Origin of the sequence: Dictyoglomus thermophilum H-6-12 (assembly GCF_000020965.1) — a bacterium.
In the GTDB taxonomy this organism is placed as follows: Bacteria; Dictyoglomota; Dictyoglomia; order Dictyoglomales; family Dictyoglomaceae; genus Dictyoglomus; species Dictyoglomus thermophilum.
Window position 1 is genome coordinate 475,485 of the sequence record NC_011297.1, and the last position, 19,699, is coordinate 495,183.

Genomic DNA, 19,699 nt, shown 5'->3' on the forward strand with positions numbered 1-19,699 from the left:
AGTGAAAAAAATAATAGGTTTGATGCTTGTAATCTTTTTGCTTTTCTTTGTCTCTGGATGTGTGAAACAAGAACCTCAACCAGATAAAGATCTAAGCAATGATGATTTGAACAATATTTGGGAAACAGTTGAGAATAATGGCACAAGTTTTGGTCTCTATACTATTGCTCTTTCAGCAAATTTAGGGTTTTTTTCTGTCTCAAAACCAGTTCCTTCTAATTTAATTGAAAAGCTTCCTACAGCAAAATCTGTAGATAAGCTTACTATTGAGGCTAATTGGCAGGGTCCTGATGCCGATGGATGGTATACTCAAACAAGTAATAATGATTATGTAAAAGTTAGATATTATTCTTCCCTTAAAAAATTAGAATTTAAATCAAGGACAGATTTAACAGACATATTAGGGTTTATTGTAGAAGAGAATGGGTCTTTAATTTTTAATAAAAATATTAGAGATGAAACTGAGGGAGCTTACCCTGTAAGTGGAAGTGTATCTATTTATTTTCTTGCCCCATCTACAAGTGATCCAAATAAAATGAATAAATTTGGTTTTACACTTTCTTTTAGTAATGTTGGTATAACTTATCTTTCTCAGTTTAAAAATATAGGTATTCTTACGGGAAGTATGTCTCTTTATGTAACGCTAATTGACTATGATAATAATATTAATGTGAATAACAAATTGATGGCAAGTTTCACTTCACAGGTTCAAGGGGCAGATTCTGAGGATCCAGTTTTAGTAATATCGGGCTCAAAAGATAAGGATGGAGATCCAACCACTGATGATGGTTATGATAACTTTGAGTTAAATCTTCATCTTGCTAAGTTACTACTATAATATATCGTCTAAGCATAAATAGATTAACCTTAAGGGATCTCCCTAATTTAGGGGGATCCCTTTTTTTATTGAGTTTTTATAGCTTATTTTTTACTCATATTTTTTCTTGACATAAAAATTTATTGACTTTATCCTCTTAAATAATGGCAAATATTTTTTTGAGTAATAAAAAAGGAGGATCTTGAAGTATGTTTAAGAAAGTTAAGCTTCAAACCGGACTAAATAATCTTGTTAAACCTGGGGAAATGCAGTTTATAGAGTTAGATATTTTCAAGGGAGAAAAAGGAGATAACTACAATTTTAATTCTCAAGATTATGAGATTGGACTTGTAATTCTTACAGGTAAATGTAATGTAGAAATTGATGGCGAGAGGTATAACCTTATTGGAGCAAGGAGAAATGTTTTTGATGGTAATGCTTATGCTTTTTACATACCAAACAATAAAGAGGTTAAAATTGAGGCTTTGGAACTTCTTGAGGTTGCTATTTGTAAAACAAAGGTAAAGACTGAGGAAGAGGTTAAATTGATAAAGCCAAGTGATGTAGTAGTAAGGGACGTAGGGGTGTATAATTGGAGGAGAGATGTAAAGGATATTATTGATACGAGAATTAGGGCAAAGAGGCTCCTTATAGGAGAAACTATAAATCCACCCGGAAATTGGTCTAGTTATCCACCTCATAAACACGACACTGATAATTATCCTGAAGAGGTAAGAATGGAGGAGGTTTATTTTTATAGAGTAAACCCTCCTTCTGGTTTCGGTCTTCAAAGAGTTTATACTGCTGAGGGGGATATTGATGAGGTATTTCTTATTGAAAATGATAGTTTGCTTTTAATAAATAGAGGATACCATCCTGTTGTAGCTGCACCCGGTTATCAACTATACTACTTGTGGATACTTGCAGGAGAGATTAGGGAATCAATTATGTATGATGATCCTAAACATAAGTGGTTGAGGGCTGTGGAGAAAATTATGAAAGAAGCAAAAAGATAGGGAGGTTTTTTTATGGGGAATAGATTTGAGATTTTAGAAAAAATGATTGAATGTGGTATTGTAGCAGTTATAAGAACTGATTCTCCCGAGGATCTTATCCCTGTTACAAAAGCCCTAAAAGAGGGTGGAATTATAGCTCTGGAAGTTACTATGACGGTTCCATCAGCTATTGAATATCTGCCAAAAGTAAAAAAAGAGTTGGGCAATGATGCTATAGTTGGTATGGGTACGGTCCTTGATCCTGAGACTGCGAGATTAGCCATCCTTGCAGGTGCTGATTTTATTGTGTCGCCTGTTTTGAAAAAAGAGATTATAAATCTTTGCCACCGCTACGATAAGATAGCTATTCCTGGGGCATATACTCCTACTGAGATCTTAACTGCCTGGGAAGAAGGAGCTGATGTAGTAAAATTATTTCCTGCAGACACTCTTGGTCCTAAATACATAAAAGCCATACATGGACCTATGCCTTATATTAGGATCTCTCCTACAGGTGGTGTGAGCCTTGAGAATGTAGGAGAATTTATAAAGGCAGGAGCATGTTTTGTAGGAGTAGGAGGAAACCTTGTAGATAAAAAAGTTATAGCTGAAAAGAAGTTTGAGATTCTTACAGAAAGGGCTAAAGAGTATATAGAAGCTATAAAGAAGGCAAGAAGTTAAATCAGTTTTTTAAAACTTTTATTTTCAAAAGGGGGAAAGATTTTCTGTTTTTCCCCCTTTTTTATTTTATATGCTCTTGTAAATGGTTACTTTGTGCTTGACATGAGGGTTTAAAAATTGTAGTATACTTACTAATTAAAAGTTTCTTCATGAAATTATAAACGGTTTCTTAATTAAATTTTATAAGCAAGGGGGTTATTTAATGAGGTTTGGTTATTTTGATAATGAAAGAAAAGAGTATGTGATTACACGGCCTGATACTCCTCGTGAATGGACTAATTACCTCGGATCATTAGAATACGGCGCAATAATAACCAATAATGCTCAGGGCTATAGTTTTGTAAAGTCAGGTGCCAGTGGGAGAATTTTAAGGGGAAGATTTAATGTACCTCCAACTACTGCCCCGGGAAGATATATTTATTTGAGAGATATGGAGAATGGAGACTTTTGGTCAGCCTCATGGCTTCCTGTAAAGAAGGATTTATCCAAGTATGAATCAATTTGTAGGCATGGAGTTCTTTATACTATAATCTCCTCAAAATATGATGGTATTGAGACTGAGACTCTTTACTATGTGCCTTTGAATGCTCTTTACGAGGTATGGGCTATAAAAGTAAGAAATAAAAGTGGAAGGAAGAGAAAAATATCTCTTTTTAGTTATGCAGAGTTTACTAATGAACCTAATGAAAACCAAGATCTTGTAAATATGCAATATACTCTTTTTATATCTCGTACTTACTATAAAGACAATCTCATTATTCAAACCATAAACGAAAATTATTCTGAGCTTGGGAGAGTAATTCCACAAGAAAAAGGAATAAGTGGAAGAAGATTTAATAGGTTTTTTGGAGTAATTGGATCAGAAGTAGTGTCTTTTGATGGGGATAGAGATACTTTTATAGGGAGTTATAGGGATTATTCTAATCCTATAGCCGTAGAGAGAGGTAAGTGTAGTAATAGTCTTAATTACGGTAAAAATAGTTGTGCGGGAACTCAAGTTATTCTTGATCTTGATGTGGATGAGGAAAGGGAGATAATTTACGTGCTTGGAGATGGTGCGGAAGAGACCGGAAGAAAAGTGATGCAGAAGTATAAGGAGAAGGGAATAGTGGAAAAAGAATGGGAGGAACTTAAGAGATATTGGCATTCAAAGATTGAGAATTTTAAAGTTAAAACTCCCGATGAAAACTTTGATAGTATGGTTGGAGTCTGGAATGCTTATCAGTGTTTTATAACCTTTTTCTGGTCAAGAGCTGCATCAATGATCTATGTAGGACATAGGGATGGTTATGGCTATAGGGATACAGTGCAGGATATTCAGGGAATAATACATCTTGATCCTCAGAGTGCAAGAGAAAGATTAAAGCTTATGTTTGCTGGTCAGACCTCAAAAGGTGTGGCTTTGCCTCTTGTATTCTTTGATTATCAGATTAAGCCTAATCAAGGTTTATCTCTTGAGAATCCTTATTATGTGAAAAGAACAGGATATACTGAATACAGATGTGATGACCATCTATGGCTATATATCACTACGAGACAATATGTAAGGGAAACTGGAGATCTTTCATTTTTGGATGAAGTAATACCTTATTCTGATTATGGAGAAGATACAGTTTATGAACATCTACGAAAAGGAATACTCTTTTCCTTAAGTAAGCTTGGAAAACATGGGCTTACCTATGGCCTTGATGCAGACTGGAATGATTGTTTAAGGCTTGGAGAAGAAGGGGAAACAGTATTTGCATCTTTCCAACTTTATTTAGCACTAAAGATCTTTGCAGAGTTTGCAGAGAAGAAGGGAAGAAAGGATGATGTGGAGTGGGCAGAGAGAGAAGCAAGCAAATTATATGAAAATATTCAAAAGTATGCTTGGGAAGGCGACAGGTTTGTAAGAGGGTTTATTGAGGACGAGGTAATAGGATCTAAAAATAGTTCTGAGGCAAGTTTTTGGCTTAACCCACAAGTGTGGTCTGTACTTTCGGGGGTTGCAACCTCTGAACAAGCTAAGATTGCAATGGATAATGTGGAAAAAATACTTAATACTGATTATGGAGCTATGATTATGTATCCTCCTGTAAGGACTTTGGGGATGCCTGTCTTTAGGATGATATTGTTTAATCCTGGAATGAAAGAGAATGCTGGAATCTTTTGTCACCCTCAAGGTTGGCTTATAAGAGCGGAAACTATGCTTGGAAATGGAGATAGGGCTTACAAATATTTCCAAGAGATAAATCCTGCCAACATGAATGATAAGGCAGAAATAAGAGAAGCGGAACCCTATGTACATTGTCAGTTTGTAGAAGGTAAAGACAGTCCATTCCATGGAAGAGCTCATGTACATTGGTTAACTGGTACTGCATCCAGTGTTATGGTGGCATGTGTAGAGGGTATTTTAGGGCTTCAGCCCGATTATGATGGATTGAGAATAGATCCATGTATACCTTCCCATTGGAAAGAATTTTACATGGAGAGGATCTTTAGAGGTAAAAAGTTGAGAATAAAAGTGGAAAATTCTGCTGGGGTTCAAAAGGGAGTTAAAAAGATAATAATAAATGGTAAAGAGCTTGAGGGCAATTTTATTTCTGAATCTGAGATGAAAGACGAGAACGATGTATTGGTCATTATGGGATAAAAGGGAGGTAAAAATATGAGATTTGGATATTTTGACGACAAAAATAGAGAATATGTTATCACTGATCCTAAAACTCCATTTCCATGGATAAACTATCTTGGTGTTGATAATTTCTTTTCTCTCATATCTAACACTGGTGGTGGTTATTGTTTTTATAAAGATGCAAGACTAAGAAGAATATTAAGATTTAGATATAATAACGTACCAATAGATAATGGTGGAAGATATTTTTACATATGGGAAAATGGAGATTTTTGGTCTCCTACTTGGAAGCCTGTAAAGAAAGAACTTGATAAATATGAATGTAGACATGGACTTTCTTATACAAGAATTCTTGGGGAGAGAAATGGGATTTCTGCTCAGGTATTGTTTTTTGTACCCCTTAAAGAGAATTGCGAAATACATTATCTAAAATTAAGAAATAACAGTGGAGTGAGGAGAAGTTTAAAACTTTTTTCTTTTGTGGAATGGTGTTTATGGAATGCTTGGGATGATCAAACTAACTTTCAAAGAAATCTTAGTACAGGAGAGGTAGAAATAGAGGGGTCTGTAATTTATCATAAGACTGAATATAGAGAGAGGAGAAATCATTACGCCTTTTATTCGGTAAATGTTCCCATTCAAGGATTTGATACTGATAGAGATACCTTCATAGGTATGTATAATGGATTTGAGGCGCCAAGGGCAGTGGTAGAAGGAAGACCTTATAATTCTGTAGCTGAGGGTTGGTCGCCTATTGCTTCTCATTATATTGAAGTAGACCTTGAGCCTGGAGAAGTAAAAGACTTTGTTTTTGTACTTGGTTATGTGGAGAATCCTGAAGAGGAAAAGTGGGAAAGACCTGGGGTGATTAACAAGAAAAGGGCCTATGAGATTATAAATAAATTTAAAACATCTCAAGATGTAGAGAAAGCTTTTTGGGATTTGAGAAACTACTGGAATGATATTCTTTCAAAATATCAGGTGAATCATAGTGATGAGATCTTAGCTCGTATGGTTAATATCTGGAATCAATATCAATGTATGATCACCTTTAATGTAGCAAGAAGTGCTTCTTACTTTGAATCGGGCATAAGTAGGGGTATTGGTTTTAGAGATTCTAACCAGGATATTCTTGGTGCAGTACATATGATTCCAGAAAGAGTAAGAGAGAGGATTCTTGATCTTGCATCTACTATGTTTGAGGATGGTAGTTGTTATCATCAGTACCAGCCTTTGACTAAAAGAGGAAATAATGAGATAGGGAGTGGATTTAATGACGATCCTTTATGGATCATCTTATCTACAGGTGCTTACATAAAGGAGACAGGTGATTATAGTATATTAAGAGAAGTCATTCCATATAACAATGATGAGAGTAAAAAGGGAACATTGTTTGAGCATATTAAGAGAGCTTATCATCATGTGACAAATAATCTTGGTCCTCATGGTTTACCTCTTATTGGGAGAGCGGATTGGAATGATTGTTTAAATCTCAACTGTTTCTCTAAAAATCCCGATGAGTCTTTTCAAACCACATCTAATGTTGAGGGTGGAACAGCAGAATCAGTATTCATAGCAGGGTTATTTGTTTTTGCAACTCCTGATTATGTAAGAATGTGCGAGGAAATGGGAGAGAAAGAAGAGGCAGAATGGGCTAAAAAGGCTGCAGAGGATATGATAAATGCAATAAATAATTACGGATGGGATGGAGAATGGTTCTTGAGGGCTTATGACTTTTTTGGTAGAAAGGTTGGAAGCAAAGAATGTGAAGAGGGTAAGATATTTATTGAGCCTCAAGGAATTTGTACCATGGCTGGAATAGGTAAAGAGGATGGAAGGGCTAAGTTAGCTTTAGATTCTTGTATTAAGTACTTGGATACTAAGTACGGAATGGTTCTTCAACAACCTGCTTACTCTAAATATTACTTAGAACTTGGTGAGATCTCCTCTTATCCGCCTGGTTATAAGGAGAATGCGGGTATATTTTGCCATAATAATCCTTGGGTTGGAATTGGAGAAACAGTGATAGGTAGGGGTTGGAGGGCTTTTGAGGTTTATAAGAAAATTACTCCTGCCTATTTTGAGGATGAGAGTGAAATCCATAGGATGGAGCCCTATGTGTATTGTCAGATGGTTGCAGGTAAGGATGCTAAGAGACATGGTGAAGGTAAAAATTCTTGGCTTACAGGTACAGCATCTTGGGCTTTTGTTTTGATTTCTCAATATATATTGGGAATAAGGCCTGATTATGATGGATTAAGAGTAGATCCGTGTGTTCCTGAGGATTGGAAGGAGTTTAGAGTGGTAAGAAAGTATAGAGGTTCGGTTTATGATATAAAAGTTTTAAATCCTGAAGGTAGGTCTAAGGGAGTAAAGAGAATATTTGTAGATGGAAAAGAGATTTCTGGAAATCTTCTTCCTATCTTTAATGACGGGAAAGTACATGAAGTGGTTGTAGAGATGGGATAAAAGTTTAATAATTTAATAAGTACTTAGATTTAAAAAGGGGACAGGAAAAATTGATTTTTAATCTTGTCCCCTTTTTTATTTCATTATATGATTGAAATGTATGTAATTTTTTATTAAGGGGGGATTGAAAATTGAATGAAATGACTTTGAAGGTAAAGGATGAACTCTTGAAAGTCTCTTTTATTACCCCTAAGATTGTTAATTTTCATTACTCAAAAAATGGGGTTTTTAATAAAGATTACTCCTTTTGTGTGGAGTATCAAAAACTGAAGAATTCTAATGTAGAGGTAAATTTTAAAGAGGACGAAAAATACTATTATTTATCTTCAGAGTATCTGAATATTGCTATCTCAAAAGAATTAGGAAAGGTTTCTATTTATGATAAAGATGGGAATCTAATCTTGTCTGATTATGAGGATAAGGGATATGTAAAAGAAGGGTCCAAAATATTCACCTATAAAGAGATCAAGTATGGAGAAGCTTTCTTTGGTTTTGGAGAAAGATTAGGATCTCTCAACAAAAAAGGTCAGGTTTTAATTAATTGGAATACCGATGAATCTAATCATAGCATGAATAATGATCCCTTGTATCAGTGCCATCCTTTTTTTATTTCTTGGCATCCTAAGGCAAGTTATGGATTATTTTTTGATAATACTTTTTTTAGTTATTTTGATATGGGAAGAGAGAATCAAAGTTATTATTACTTTTGTGCCCAGGATGGAGAATTAGATTATTACTTTATTTATGGTCCATCACCTAAGGAAGTTATAGAAGGATATACTTTTCTTGTGGGTAGGTGTCATATGCCTCCTCTTTGGAGTTTGGGATTTCATCAATCTCGTTGGAGTTATGACTCTGAGAAAAAAGTTTATGAGGTTGCTGAAAAATTTAGAAAGAGGAAGATTCCTTGTGATGCTATATATCTAGATATTGATTATATGAAGGGATATAGGGTTTTCACAGTCAATAGAAAGAGATTCCCCAACTTTGATAAAATGGCTGAAGATTTAAAGAGGCTTGGTTTTAAAATTGTTTTGATAATTGATCCAGGGGTTAAATGGGATAAAAGGTATGAGGTTTTTAAAGAAGGAATAGAGAAAGACTTCTTTTGTAAAAGAGAGAATGGGAAAATTTTCACAGGTTATGTATGGCCTGGGAAGTCTGTTTTTCCAGATTTTTTAAGAGAAGAAGCGAGGGATTTTTGGGGTGAAAATCATAGGAAATTTATAAATTTAGGAATTAGTGGTTTTTGGAATGATATGAATGAACCATCGATTTTTTCAAAAATTGAGTATTTAGCGATGAAGATACTTTTCCACATTTTAAAGCTTAAAGAACCCCCAAAACTTAAATCTCCTAAAAGTTTTGAGGAAAAGATTAAAAGAATAAAGAAAAAAACTATGGATGAAGGAGTAATACATAAGTTAAATGGAAAGATTTTTTATCATTCTGAGATTCATAATATTTATGGACTTTTGATGAACAAAGCCACTTTTGAAGGATTTTTAAAGATTAAGCCTAATGAAAGGCCTTTTATTTTGACCAGATCAGGTTTTTCGGGTATTCAGAAATATTCTGCTGTTTGGTGTGGTGACAACAAGAGTTCTTGGGAAAATCTTTTTTCTTCTATTATAACTTTGCAGAATTTATCTATGTCGGGAGTTCCTTTTGTAGGAGAGGATGTGGGAGGTTTTTGGGGAGACTGTGATAAAGAACTTTTTGCCAGATGGATAGAGCTTGGAGTTTTTTATCCTTTCTTTAGGGTACATACTGCTAAAAATACGAAGGAGCAAGAGCCTTGGAGCTTCGGAGAAGAAGTAGAAAGAATTGCAAAAGAGTTGATTTCTTTAAGATATAGACTTATACCTTATATATATTCCCTTTTCTACGAGGCAAAAGAGAAGGGTATCCCTATTTTAAGAAGCTTGATATTAGAGTTCCCTAACATAAGAGAAGTATTAAATCATGAAGATGAATTCATGTTTGGTCCGTTTATCCTTGTTGCTCCAGTATATGAGAAGAATCATAGAGAAAGAAATGTTTATCTTCCTGATGGGTTTTGGTATGACTTCTATACAGGGAAAAGATATAGAGGGGGTAGTAGTATAAAAGTTAATGCTCCTTTAAATAAGATTCCATTGTTTATAAGAGAAGGGGCAATTATTCCTATGTGGGATGTACAAAGTTATGTTGGTGAGAAAAATCAGGAAATTTTAACCTTAGAAATCTATCCTGGAGAGGGAAAATTTTTATATTACGAAGATGATGGAACTACTTGGGATTACGAGAAAGGTATATATAACCTGGTAGAGTTTTCCACTTTTAAGAGGGGAGAGCAACAGGTTTTAAGTGTTCGTTTTGTTCATAGGGGATACGAGGGGGGTGCAAAATTTTTGAATGTACATTATTGTAAAAAAGAGAAGAAGATAGATTTTACAGAGGGAGAATTTGAGATAAATTAGTTTTTAATTTATTCCTCTTTTGTCTAATATAGAGTAAATATGTTTCCTTAATATAGGAAGCCTTACTTTGTAGATAAGACTGCAGATAAGACATAATATTCCACTTAAGAGTACAGTATTTACAGCACCGATATGTTTGGCAAGAAGTCCACCTATATAGCTTCCTATAGGCATAGATCCCATAAAAAACATTACGTATATGCTCATTACTCTTCCCCTTATGTGATTTTCAATAACGTTCTGAATTAGTGTATTACTACATACCGAATTTAACATAAAGCTAAGTCCAGTGACAAAAAGAGCCAATATGGAAGTATAAATATTTCTTGACAGGGAAAAAATAAGAAGCCCTATTCCTGCAGTTCCAAAAGAGTAGGATATAATACTTTCTATTCCTCTAACTTTTGATCTTCCTGCAAGGTAGATTGCTCCGATAAGAGCCCCAGCTCCTGTTGCTCCTGTGAGGATTCCAAGAGTTTCTGGCCCACCATGAAGTATGTCTTTAGCAAAGATAGGCATGAGTACGCTATATATGGACGCAAAAATACTTGATAGAGAAATAAATATAAGAATGTACCTTACCACAATAAAATTAAAGGCATAGCTAAATCCGGCTTTTAAATCTTTAATAATATTCTCTGAGATAACTGGAATTTTAACTTTTATTTTCATGAAAAGTAATGCGATAATTACAGCAAGATAACTCAAGGCATTTATTAAAAAGCACATACCTTCTCCTATTAAGGCAATAAGAAATCCACTTATGGTGGGACCTATAAGTCTTGCAACATTAAAAAGAAGTGAGTTTAAAGCGATAGCATTATTTAAATCTTCAGGCCTTTCTACCATTTCAATCACAAAGGATTGTCTTGTGGGAGCATCGATGGAGTTTATAATTCCAAGAATTAAGCTTAACAATAGGATATGCCATGTTTGTATAGTGTTTGTTAGAGTTAGAATAGAAAGAATAAGGGCTTGAAACATTAGTAAGGTTTGAGTAAGTATTAAGATTTTGTGTTTGCTAAATCGGTCAAGGAATACACCTACAAAAGGAGAGATAAAAAGATTGGGGATTTGAGAGAGAAAGGCTGTAGTTCCTAAGAGAACAGAAGAGTTAGTGAGTCTATATACCAACCAGCTCATAGCTGTGGATTGAATCCAAGTACCTATGAGAGATATTGCTTGACCTGAGAAGTATAGTTTGTAATTTCTACTTCTTAATGCTCTGAATAAGTTTGCTTTTTTCATTTTATATTCTTCTTATTACTTCAAGATACATTCTCCCATTATGATATGGGCATTTCCAAAGATCTACCTCTGGCATTGGGAATGGTATGCAATTTTCATCAAGCTTATTAAACCATTCTCCATTTGGTCTTTTATCTAATAAGAAGTTATTTATAAATTCCCAAAGGCTAAGAACAGCCTTCAAAAATTTATCGGATTTTGTTTTTTGATATGCATTTAAAAAACCTAATAAGGCCTCTGCCTGAACCCACCAAACCCTATCTTTATTGACTTCTCCTCTTACTTTCTCATTTAATAAACTATTATTCTCAAAAGCTTCTTCTAAAACTCTTTCAGCTATTCTAAGGTTTATTTCAGTCATATCCTTTATTAATGTGTTATTCTCTATATATCTTAAGGCTTCGTCTATGAGCCATGTAGCTTCAATATCGTGTCCATAGGATATGGCGTCTATAATGGGCTTCATCTTATTATCAAAGAACACATATAGGTGGTCAGTTTTAGGATTATAGATTTTTTCTTTGAAAAGTATTATTAAATTCTCAAGCTCCTTTCTTACTTTCAAATCATAAGTAGCAGTAAAAAGATTGGTATATGCTTCTAACAGGTGGAGTAAGGTGTTCATACTTTTTTCACAAATAATTCCATATTCGCTAACAATTATATTCTCTTTTGGGGTCCATTTTTCATCAAACTCTTCTTTGTATCCTATATTGTCTTTGCATCTTTCTTCAATTGTTTTGTAAAGTTCTAAGGATAATTCAAGACTTTCTTTTTTCTTAGTTGCCTTGTAGTACTCAGAGAGTCCGTAAAGAGCAAAAGCTTGTCCATAAAGATGCTTTCTTTTATCTAATGGGTCTCCTTTATAATCTACTATCCAAAAGAAGCCACCGTTTTCTTTATCTAAAAGTTTATCGGTAAGAAATTCATAGGCATGATCTGCGAACTCAATAAATTCTTCTTTTCTTAGTTGGTTATAAAGGCGGGAGAAAAACCACAATATTCGAGAAGTTAGGACTAAACCTTTTGGAGCATAGGGATCAGGCTTTAGATCAAATCCTACATAACTTATGTATCCACCGTTATTCTCGTCCTTTAGGTTTTCCCAGAAGGGTATGATTTTGTTATTCAATTGTTCAAAGATCTCATCTTTTAAATGTTTTAAATCCATTTTTTAATCTCCCTTAAAATATTTAGATAGCTATGTAACTATTATATATTGTATTAGCTTGATTTCAATACTATAATGTTTACAAAATTAATAGCTTTTTTGGAGGATGCTTATGGGGTATAAGAACTTTGGGCTTGCAATTTACTGTACTGCTCCCTTTCTAAATAGAATCTCCATTGATGAACTGAAAAATGGCTTGAAATTTTTTCAAAGATACCTGCATGTAGACAAAGTATATCTTGAAACTCACAGAGGAAAGGATGATGTCTCTAAGGAGAAGATGATAAATTTTAAGAATTTTTTTGAATCAGAAGGAATTAAAGTAGCTGGTGGTATTACTACTACAATTGATTCTTTAGATGATCCAGTGCATGATTTAAGAATTTTTCATACTTTTTGTTATTCGAAGGATTCTTTAAAAAAGAGATTGCAAGAAATAGTTGAATATACAGCAAGTTTGTTTGATGAAATAATTCTTGATGATTTTTATTTTACTAGTTGTTCCTGCGAAGGTTGTATAAAGTCAAAAGGAGATAAATCTTGGCAAGAATATAGACTCAATTTAATGACTGAGGTTTCTCAAAAGTATGTGGTAGATCCTGCAAAGAGGGTGAATCCAAAGGTAAATATGATAATAAAATATCCTAATTGGATAGAGTCTTACCATGAAAATGGATATAACCCTGAGACTCAAAAAGATATATTTGACGGGATTTATGTGGGTACTGAAACAAGAGATCCTAAATATACTCAACAAGATCTACCAAGGTATTTAAGCTATTATTTAATGCGGTGGTTTGAGAATGTAAAGCCTGGTAAAAATAAAGGGGGATGGTTTGATTCCTTTGAATGTAATTTAAATCAATATTTGGAACAAGCTTATTTGACTTTATTTGCAAAGGCAAAAGAGATTACTCTATTTGATTTTAACTCTTTAAGAAATACAGTGTATATACCTCCTTTAGGATTTGAATTAGAAAGGTTAGATAATATTTTATCTCTACTTGGAGATCCTATGGGGGTTAGGGTTTATCATCCTTTTCATTCTAATGGGGAAGATCATTTGGTTGATTATCTTGGTATGGTAGGAATCCCCTTTGAGCCTTCTCCTTATTTTTCTTTTCAAGAAAGTCCCATATTTATAACGGAGACTTCTTGTGGAGATAGGGATATCTTAAATAAAATGAAGAAAGCATTAATAAGTGGAAATACAATTATTATAACCTCGGGAGTTTTGAGGAGATTAAGAGGTAAAGGGATAGAGGAATTTACCTCTATAAGATACACTGACAGAAAAGTGAATATAGATTTTTTTGCCATTGATTCGGCTATGATTGGTTTTACAAAATATGTTCATTCCCAAGAGGTGTTATTTCCTGTGCTTGAATATTATACCAACTCTTCCTGGCCTATGGTGGTAGGAATAAAAGGAGAGAGAAATTTCCCTATCCTTTTGAAGGACTTTTATGGTAGTGGTAAGTTATATATTTTAAATGTACCTGATAATTTTTCCCATATTTATAACCTTCCTGTGGAGGTTTTAAATGAGATTAGAAAAATTTTTATGGAAAAGATAGGGATATACTTTGAAGGGGAGAGTAAGATAAGTCTATTCTTATACAACAATAATTATGCTATTGTTGAGTCTTTTTTACCACATAGGAGTGAAATAACTTTACGTTTTAAAGACAAAAGCACTAAAATACTCCTTAATCCAAATGGCTTTAAATTGATAAATTTGAGTGAATGAAGGGAATATACGTTTTAGTGGTAGAGGTTAAAGATTATATAGAGGAGAGTATTGGAAGTTTAGGAAAATTGTCCTTTGAAGGAGGATTATACTTGTATATTGGATCTGCTCAAAGCAATCTGGAACTAAGAGTAAAAAGACATTTATCAAAAAACAAAAAACTACACTGGCATATTGATTACCTTTTAAAAAATGAAAAGGTAAGGATTAAAAAGGTTCTGTTTAATAAACTTGATAAGAGTTGGGAATGTAAGATAGCAAGTCTTATAGAGGGGAAACCAATGCCCAAATTTGGTTCTTCAGATTGTGGTTGTATTTCGCATCTTTTTAAAGTAGACGAAGGTCAAATAAAATTTTTAAATAATCTGGGGTTCAAAGATTTTGAGATGGGAGAGTGAAAAAAATGGATTTGGGGATTTGGAGCATATTTATTACAAGTTTTCTTGTGGGCTTTTCAGGAGCATCATCACCGGGTCCTATGCTTACGATGGTGCTTGCTCAGAGTAGTATTAAAGGATGGTTTGAATCGGTAAAGATAGTTACTGGACATGCTATTCTTGAAGGGGTTCTTGTAATATTACTTCTTCTTGGATTGCAACCCTTTTTACAGAATCAGGTTTTTTTGAAGAGTTTTTCTTTTTTTGGAAGTATATTCCTTTTTTATATGGGTATAGGCTTGCTTATTTCTCTTTTTAAGAATGAAATTCATGTTAAGAATGCTTCTCCCTTAAAATTTCCAAGTGTTCTTGGAGGTATATTGGTTTCTATTTCTAATCCCTATTGGCTAATATGGTGGATTACTATTGGAGTTAGTTTTCTTACTCAGGCAAGAAATTATTTAATATTAGGAGTTTTAAGCTTTTATTTTGGGCATATTCTTTCGGATTATGTTTGGTATGCTTTTATTGGACTTATAGGACAAGGCTTATCTCTTCCTTTTTGGAAAAGGATATACAAAGTAATTTTATATATTGCTTCTATCTTTCTAATTTTTTTTGGGGGCTATTTTATGCGCTATGTTTTTTTAGGATGAAAACTATTTTTGTCGCCTAAATAGTAATAAGACTCCAATGATTATAAGTACTATAGGAATTAAGTATCTTAAGTAATCAGGAAAATTCTGTATTAAACTGATTAAAATTCCAATTGCAATTAGTATTATTCCGGGGTATAGGGACCAATATTTTTCTCCTATAGTGATATCCTTCTTTCCTGAGTAGTGAATAAAATATATTGCTATAAATCCTAAGCCTATGAATGTTAGGCTATGGATCGGATTTATGTTAAAAAGATTATTGAATAGGTTAAATAGGAATATGGAAAATAGAATACATCCTGGAATTAGGAATCCTATACTTCTATTCATTCTGAAATAGGCAATAATAAAAATTACACTTAAAAGCAGTAAAAAGACATCTCCTTTAAGGAGATTAAAATTTGCAAGTAATAAAAAAGCTCCTATAAGGAGCAAGAGAATTCCAATGGATTTGTTTTTCATAGTCACTCCTCCTCTAGTTTAAGGATTTTCTTCACTCTCTTAAAATACATTTTATCTTTAATATCAATATTAGGCAAATTTTTAACCTTTTCTGCTCTTAAAATCTTGTATTCATATCTTTTTCCTAAATTTTTTCTCCAGATAAATATAGGGATTATTTCTTTACTAACGAGATTTACCCTATCATTGTACTTTAAAAGAGAAATGTTTAATATAAACCCATATTTTACTTCTGGCCTGTATACTCCGTATTGGTCGGTAAAGAAGTTTCCAAGAGCATAGAAACACCATTTCCCATTAATGTTTTCATAAGGTTTGATGGCATGAGGATGACTTCCCACTATAAGATCTGCTCCATAGCTTATGATTTCTTTTGCAAGTGTTTTTTGACTTTCTTCAATTTCATCTAAATACTCTACATTTCCCCAATGAAGATATACGATCTTAAAATCACAAAGATTTTTTATTTTTTTAAGGTCATTCTTGATTTTTTGTTTATTTATGAGGTTAACAAGGTAATCCTTGCCCTTTGGTAAAGGTATACCATTAGTGCTAAAAGTATAGGCAAGAATTCCAATTTTTATGTTATTTTTTTCTAAAATGAGATATTTATTGCTTTCTTCTTTTGTTCTATTGGTTCCTACGTAATATAGCTCTTTTTTTATCATATTTTCCATAGTAGTAATAAGACCCTTTTCTCCTTTGTCTAAGGAATGATTTCCAGATGTTATCATTACATTAAATCCAACCTTTTTTAAAGTATCCAAAATCTCTATGGGAGCGTTATATAACGGATATCCTGATGGAGGATATAGGTTGGTAGCTACAGGAGTGTCGATTACTATGAAAGAAAAATCCTTATTTATAAACTCTTTTATGTCTTCAAATATATCTTCTGGAAAGTAGTAGGACTTTGTATTGGGATCATAGTATGATTTAAACAATTGGCTTTGAATAAATAAATCGCCTGCAAAGGCTAAACTCACAATATCTGCAGGCTTTTCTTGAGAATTGAAATCAGAAATAAATAGAAGAATAACTAAGATAAACAAAACTACATTTATTTTTTTAGTGTTTATTTTACCTATATGAGCAATCATTAATTTTAATTTCCTTACTCCTTGATTTTTTCTCCTAATTTTATATCATATTTACCTTGGAATGACAAAATTGATAAAGGAGGAAGAATTGCCCTTATGGTTTTTACAAAGGGTGATGTGATAAATATCATAGGATTTAATGAGTTTTTAATCCCAGTAGTTAACTACTGGGAAGAGGAAGGATACAAGGTAGAAATTTCCTATGATTATAGAGTTAAGGATAAAAGAAACAAGATATTCCTTGTGGTGGATAATCCTAAGACTCAGGTACCTTGGAGAATTCTTCTGGAAGAATTGAAAAATGTAGAGGGTAAAACTTTATTTTTAAATTATCCAAGGGTTTTTAAGACTCCTGATCATCCTGTATGGAAGCATCATTGGGATGGTATTATTGCCTTTTTCTGGGAAGAATATTTACCTAAGAATATTTATCTTGTTAATTTTCCATCTTATCCTGTAATGGAAAAGCAGGCTACTGAATCTAGAGATGATCTTGGAATTCCTAAGAATAAAAAGGCTATTCTTGTTATAGCGGATTATAGTTTTGAGAATGTACTCTTATATTTGGCCGAGTTAAAGAAACAAGAGGATTTTTATTTGATAGTTTTTGTGTCCACGTGGGAAAAGGAGGTTTTCTTAAGGGAATTTTTAAAGAAAAAGGGTATTGAAGTAGATAGAGTAGTTGTTGGAGGAGTATGGTATGATGAGCTACAGCTTGTATCTGCTGTTGATCTTGTAATTGTTGATGGCGGGAAGAATGTGGAGCCTTTTCATGTTTATAAACTTGTAGGTTGTGGTACTCCATTGATAATAAAAGATAAGATTTTTACTAACTTTCTCTATAATGAAGTTATAAAATTTGATGGTAAAGAGAAAACTGAAATTAAAGGAATTACCCGTACAGAACTTACTACAGGCGTAATGAAATTCAAAGATAAAGATGAGTTATTTTATAAGATAAATCTTATTTTCACTAATGAACATCTTAGAAATTTAGTCCTTGGTACTTCTCGTGCTTTTGCCTATGCTCATTCTCCCGAAAGGGTTGGAAGCCAATTTTTGTTTATATTTAAAGATATACTAAATCCTCCTATATATGTTCCCTCTAAAAAAGCTGTAAGATATGTAAATAATCCTTTGTTTAAGGCAAGACCAAATGTATACCTTAATTTAAGAAGGAAGAAAATTGCTTGGGAAAAGTTGGTATATAATGCTGGAGCTATAAGAATAGGTGGAACCATTTATGTATTCTATAGAGCTTTAGGAGAAGATGGGGTCTCAAGGATTGGGTTGTGGTGGTCAAAGGATGGTTATACTCAGGAGGGAAGGTTAGATTATCCTATATTTGGCCCTAAGGAAAGTTATGAGATGCCTAAAAATCCTGAGCAAAGAAGGAGATTTCATAAGAGAACTTTTGGAATGATAAGAGAGATTGGGGGAACAGAAGATCCAAGGTTAAGTTTGATAGATGGAAATCTTTATATGACTTATACTGCTTATGGGGATGTGGTACAACTTGCTCTTGCAAAGATTCCTGTAGAAGTATTCTTAAAGGGAGTAAAAAGTTTTAAGGGTTATGAAGAATGGAATAATGCATGGGTTAGAAATGGCCCAATTTTTAAATATTTAGAGGATAAAGATGCAGTTTTGTATTTGGTAGAAGAAAGAAAAGAGGAATATTCCAATGGAAAAAGGGCAGAGGATGACTTTGTAAATGTTTTTCCCGAGCTTTTAGATAAGAAGGTTGCTCTAATTCACAGAATTCCCCCTGATATGCAGATTCTATATACTGATGAATTGAAGAAAAGAAGTATTAAGGTGGGAAGGACTTTCTTGATGCCAACTCCTAAGTTTTGGGATAGTATAAAGATTGGAGCAGGAGCTCCTCCTTTAAAGACAAAATATGGTTGGCTTCATATTTATCATGGAGTAGGAGACTGGATGGGTAAAAAGGCATATGGTTTAGGAGTAGTTTTAACCCCCCTTGATGAGCCAGATAAGATAATATATAGGTCTGCAGAGCCTATTCTTCAACCTGAAGAGATTTATGAGGTTGAAGGATGGGTTCCTAATGTGGTGTTTACATGTGGAGTAGTTCCAAAGAATAAGGATTCTAATGAGATTCTTGATTTAGATGACGAAATACTTATCTATTATGGTGGAGCAGACGAAGTTATGGCTCTTGCTGAGATAAAAGTTGGAGATTTATTACCTATTGAGATAACAGCTAATATCTACTGATTTTTAAGCTGTTTTTTGAGTTTTTGCCATATAAGGTAGGATATTATTCCCTTTATAAAGTCGTAAGGGATGAAGGGTATAACTCCTGTCATTAGAGCTTTATAGTAATTTATCTTTAATGAGAAGGATAGCCATATACTACCAGTGAGATATATTACTAAAATGCCTAGAAACAGAGAGAGAATTTCAGAGTACTTTTTGAGTACAGATATGGTTATTCCTGCAATTAGAAACCCAAAAAGATAGCCTCCAGTAGGGCCAAAAAGTACATTCAATCCTCCTCTTCCTCCCGCAAAAACTGGGAATCCTAACCCCCCAAGTAGTAGATAAGCAAAAACAATATAAAAAGTCTCTATAGGGGAGAAGTATAAACTAATAAGAAAGAGAAAGAAAACTTGTAAGGTGAATGGAACTTGGGTGAAAGGTAGATGAAAGCTTAAATATCCCCCGAGAATCAATAGGGCAAGACCCAGAGCTAAGTAGGGAATTTTCTTTGTTTTCATATATCTCCACCCCAATTTTAAATATTTTAGAATAAATATAACATATGGATTTTAAGAGAATTTTAAAGGCTCTTTAAGATTTTTTTAATGCAACTTTTAAGGTATCTAAAGAGTATATATTAATGGAAATAAAGATATAAAAATTTTGGA

15 protein-coding genes are annotated in these 19,699 nt (G+C 33.4%); 10 read left to right on the forward strand and 5 right to left on the reverse strand.

The window, feature by feature from the left end; genetic code table 11:
• The first annotated feature begins 1 nt into the window (after window position 1).
• The 6 genes from DICTH_RS02265 to DICTH_RS02290 all read left to right on the forward strand — a co-directional run bounded on the left by DICTH_RS02265 (window position 2) and on the right by DICTH_RS02290 (window position 10,038).
• Window positions 2-838, forward strand: a complete 837-nt coding sequence (locus DICTH_RS02265) for an LptM family lipoprotein (RefSeq protein ID WP_012546926.1) — start codon at window positions 2-4, stop codon at window positions 836-838.
• Between the two features lie 188 nt (window positions 839-1,026).
• Complete coding sequence (gene iolB / locus DICTH_RS02270; protein WP_012548746.1) at window positions 1,027-1,833, forward strand: 5-deoxy-glucuronate isomerase; 807 nt, start codon at window positions 1,027-1,029, stop codon at window positions 1,831-1,833.
• Window positions 1,834-1,845: 12 nt separating this feature from the next.
• Complete coding sequence (locus DICTH_RS02275) at window positions 1,846-2,493, forward strand: bifunctional 4-hydroxy-2-oxoglutarate aldolase/2-dehydro-3-deoxy-phosphogluconate aldolase (RefSeq protein ID WP_012547659.1); 648 nt, start codon at window positions 1,846-1,848, stop codon at window positions 2,491-2,493.
• Window positions 2,494-2,695: 202 nt separating this feature from the next.
• Window positions 2,696-5,125, forward strand: coding sequence for a GH36-type glycosyl hydrolase domain-containing protein (locus DICTH_RS02280; RefSeq protein ID WP_012547492.1), 2,430 nt, complete (start codon window positions 2,696-2,698; stop codon window positions 5,123-5,125).
• A 15-nt stretch (window positions 5,126-5,140) separates the two neighbouring features.
• Window positions 5,141-7,576 (forward strand): GH36-type glycosyl hydrolase domain-containing protein, encoded by a 2,436-nt coding sequence (locus DICTH_RS02285; protein ID WP_012548338.1) that lies wholly within the window; start codon window positions 5,141-5,143, stop codon window positions 7,574-7,576.
• Between the two features lie 140 nt (window positions 7,577-7,716).
• The gene (locus DICTH_RS02290; RefSeq protein ID WP_041723487.1) at window positions 7,717-10,038 is read left to right on the forward strand and encodes a glycoside hydrolase family 31 protein; all 2,322 of its coding nucleotides are present in this window, start codon (window positions 7,717-7,719) and stop codon (window positions 10,036-10,038) included.
• A gap of 3 nt (window positions 10,039-10,041) precedes the next feature.
• Here the strand turns inward: DICTH_RS02290 and DICTH_RS02295 are convergent, their stop codons facing one another.
• Entirely contained in the window at window positions 10,042-11,286 is a 1,245-nt protein-coding gene (locus DICTH_RS02295; RefSeq protein ID WP_012547191.1) for an MFS transporter, read from the reverse strand.
• Between the two features lies 1 nt (window position 11,287).
• Window positions 11,288-12,457, reverse strand: coding sequence for a cellobiose 2-epimerase (locus tag DICTH_RS02300; RefSeq protein ID WP_012547288.1), 1,170 nt, complete (start codon window positions 12,455-12,457; stop codon window positions 11,288-11,290).
• 112 nt (window positions 12,458-12,569) lie between these two features.
• Between DICTH_RS02300 and DICTH_RS02305 the strand changes: the two genes are divergently transcribed.
• The 3 genes from DICTH_RS02305 to DICTH_RS02315 are packed head-to-tail and all read left to right on the forward strand — an operon-like array spanning window position 12,570 to window position 15,240.
• On the forward strand, window positions 12,570-14,207 hold the full coding sequence (locus DICTH_RS02305) for a hypothetical protein (RefSeq protein ID WP_012547364.1): 1,638 nt from the start codon (window positions 12,570-12,572) through the stop codon (window positions 14,205-14,207).
• Entirely contained in the window at window positions 14,204-14,605 is a 402-nt protein-coding gene (locus DICTH_RS02310) for a GIY-YIG nuclease family protein (protein ID WP_012547265.1), read from the forward strand. Before DICTH_RS02305 ends, DICTH_RS02310 begins: the two co-directional genes overlap by 4 nt.
• A 5-nt stretch (window positions 14,606-14,610) precedes the next feature.
• Entirely contained in the window at window positions 14,611-15,240 is a 630-nt protein-coding gene (locus DICTH_RS02315) for a LysE family transporter (RefSeq protein ID WP_012548056.1), read from the forward strand.
• Between the two features lie 3 nt (window positions 15,241-15,243).
• Here the strand turns inward: DICTH_RS02315 and DICTH_RS02320 are convergent, their stop codons facing one another.
• Window positions 15,244-15,705 (reverse strand): hypothetical protein, encoded by a 462-nt coding sequence (locus tag DICTH_RS02320; protein WP_012548035.1) that lies wholly within the window; start codon window positions 15,703-15,705, stop codon window positions 15,244-15,246.
• Window positions 15,706-15,707: 2 nt separating this feature from the next.
• A complete protein-coding gene (locus tag DICTH_RS02325; RefSeq protein ID WP_012546910.1) occupies window positions 15,708-16,805 on the reverse strand; it encodes a CapA family protein in 1,098 nt (365 codons plus the stop codon).
• 96 nt (window positions 16,806-16,901) lie between these two features.
• Between DICTH_RS02325 and DICTH_RS02330 the strand changes: the two genes are divergently transcribed.
• Window positions 16,902-19,046: a glycoside hydrolase family 130 protein gene (locus tag DICTH_RS02330; protein WP_143707861.1), complete on the forward strand. Its 2,145-nt coding sequence runs from the start codon at window positions 16,902-16,904 to the stop codon at window positions 19,044-19,046.
• Here the strand turns inward: DICTH_RS02330 and DICTH_RS02335 are convergent.
• Window positions 19,040-19,549: a biotin transporter BioY gene (locus tag DICTH_RS02335; protein WP_012548697.1), complete on the reverse strand. Its 510-nt coding sequence runs from the start codon at window positions 19,547-19,549 to the stop codon at window positions 19,040-19,042. The genes DICTH_RS02330 and DICTH_RS02335 overlap by 7 nt on opposite strands.
• Window positions 19,550-19,699 lie beyond the last annotated feature (150 nt).

Bases quoted from the DNA above. Each gene is read 5' to 3' on its own strand.
- DICTH_RS02310 (WP_012547265.1), top strand. From the start codon at position 14,204: ATGAAGGGAATATACGTTTTAGTGGTAGAGGTTAAAGATTATATAGAG.
- DICTH_RS02285 (WP_012548338.1), top strand. From the start codon at position 5,141: ATGAGATTTGGATATTTTGACGACAAAAATAGAGAATATGTTATCACT.
- DICTH_RS02295 (WP_012547191.1), bottom strand. From the start codon at position 11,286: ATGAAAAAAGCAAACTTATTCAGAGCATTAAGAAGTAGAAATTACAAA.
- DICTH_RS02335 (WP_012548697.1), bottom strand. From the start codon at position 19,549: ATGAAAACAAAGAAAATTCCCTACTTAGCTCTGGGTCTTGCCCTATTG.
- DICTH_RS02325 (WP_012546910.1), bottom strand. From the start codon at position 16,805: ATGATTGCTCATATAGGTAAAATAAACACTAAAAAAATAAATGTAGTT.
- DICTH_RS02330 (WP_143707861.1), top strand. From the start codon at position 16,902: ATGGTTTTTACAAAGGGTGATGTGATAAATATCATAGGATTTAATGAG.
- DICTH_RS02315 (WP_012548056.1), top strand. From the start codon at position 14,611: ATGGATTTGGGGATTTGGAGCATATTTATTACAAGTTTTCTTGTGGGC.
- DICTH_RS02280 (WP_012547492.1), top strand. From the start codon at position 2,696: ATGAGGTTTGGTTATTTTGATAATGAAAGAAAAGAGTATGTGATTACA.
- iolB (WP_012548746.1), top strand. From the start codon at position 1,027: ATGTTTAAGAAAGTTAAGCTTCAAACCGGACTAAATAATCTTGTTAAA.
- DICTH_RS02320 (WP_012548035.1), bottom strand. From the start codon at position 15,705: ATGAAAAACAAATCCATTGGAATTCTCTTGCTCCTTATAGGAGCTTTT.
- DICTH_RS02300 (WP_012547288.1), bottom strand. From the start codon at position 12,457: ATGGATTTAAAACATTTAAAAGATGAGATCTTTGAACAATTGAATAAC.
- DICTH_RS02275 (WP_012547659.1), top strand. From the start codon at position 1,846: ATGGGGAATAGATTTGAGATTTTAGAAAAAATGATTGAATGTGGTATT.
- DICTH_RS02290 (WP_041723487.1), top strand. From the start codon at position 7,717: ATGACTTTGAAGGTAAAGGATGAACTCTTGAAAGTCTCTTTTATTACC.
- DICTH_RS02305 (WP_012547364.1), top strand. From the start codon at position 12,570: ATGGGGTATAAGAACTTTGGGCTTGCAATTTACTGTACTGCTCCCTTT.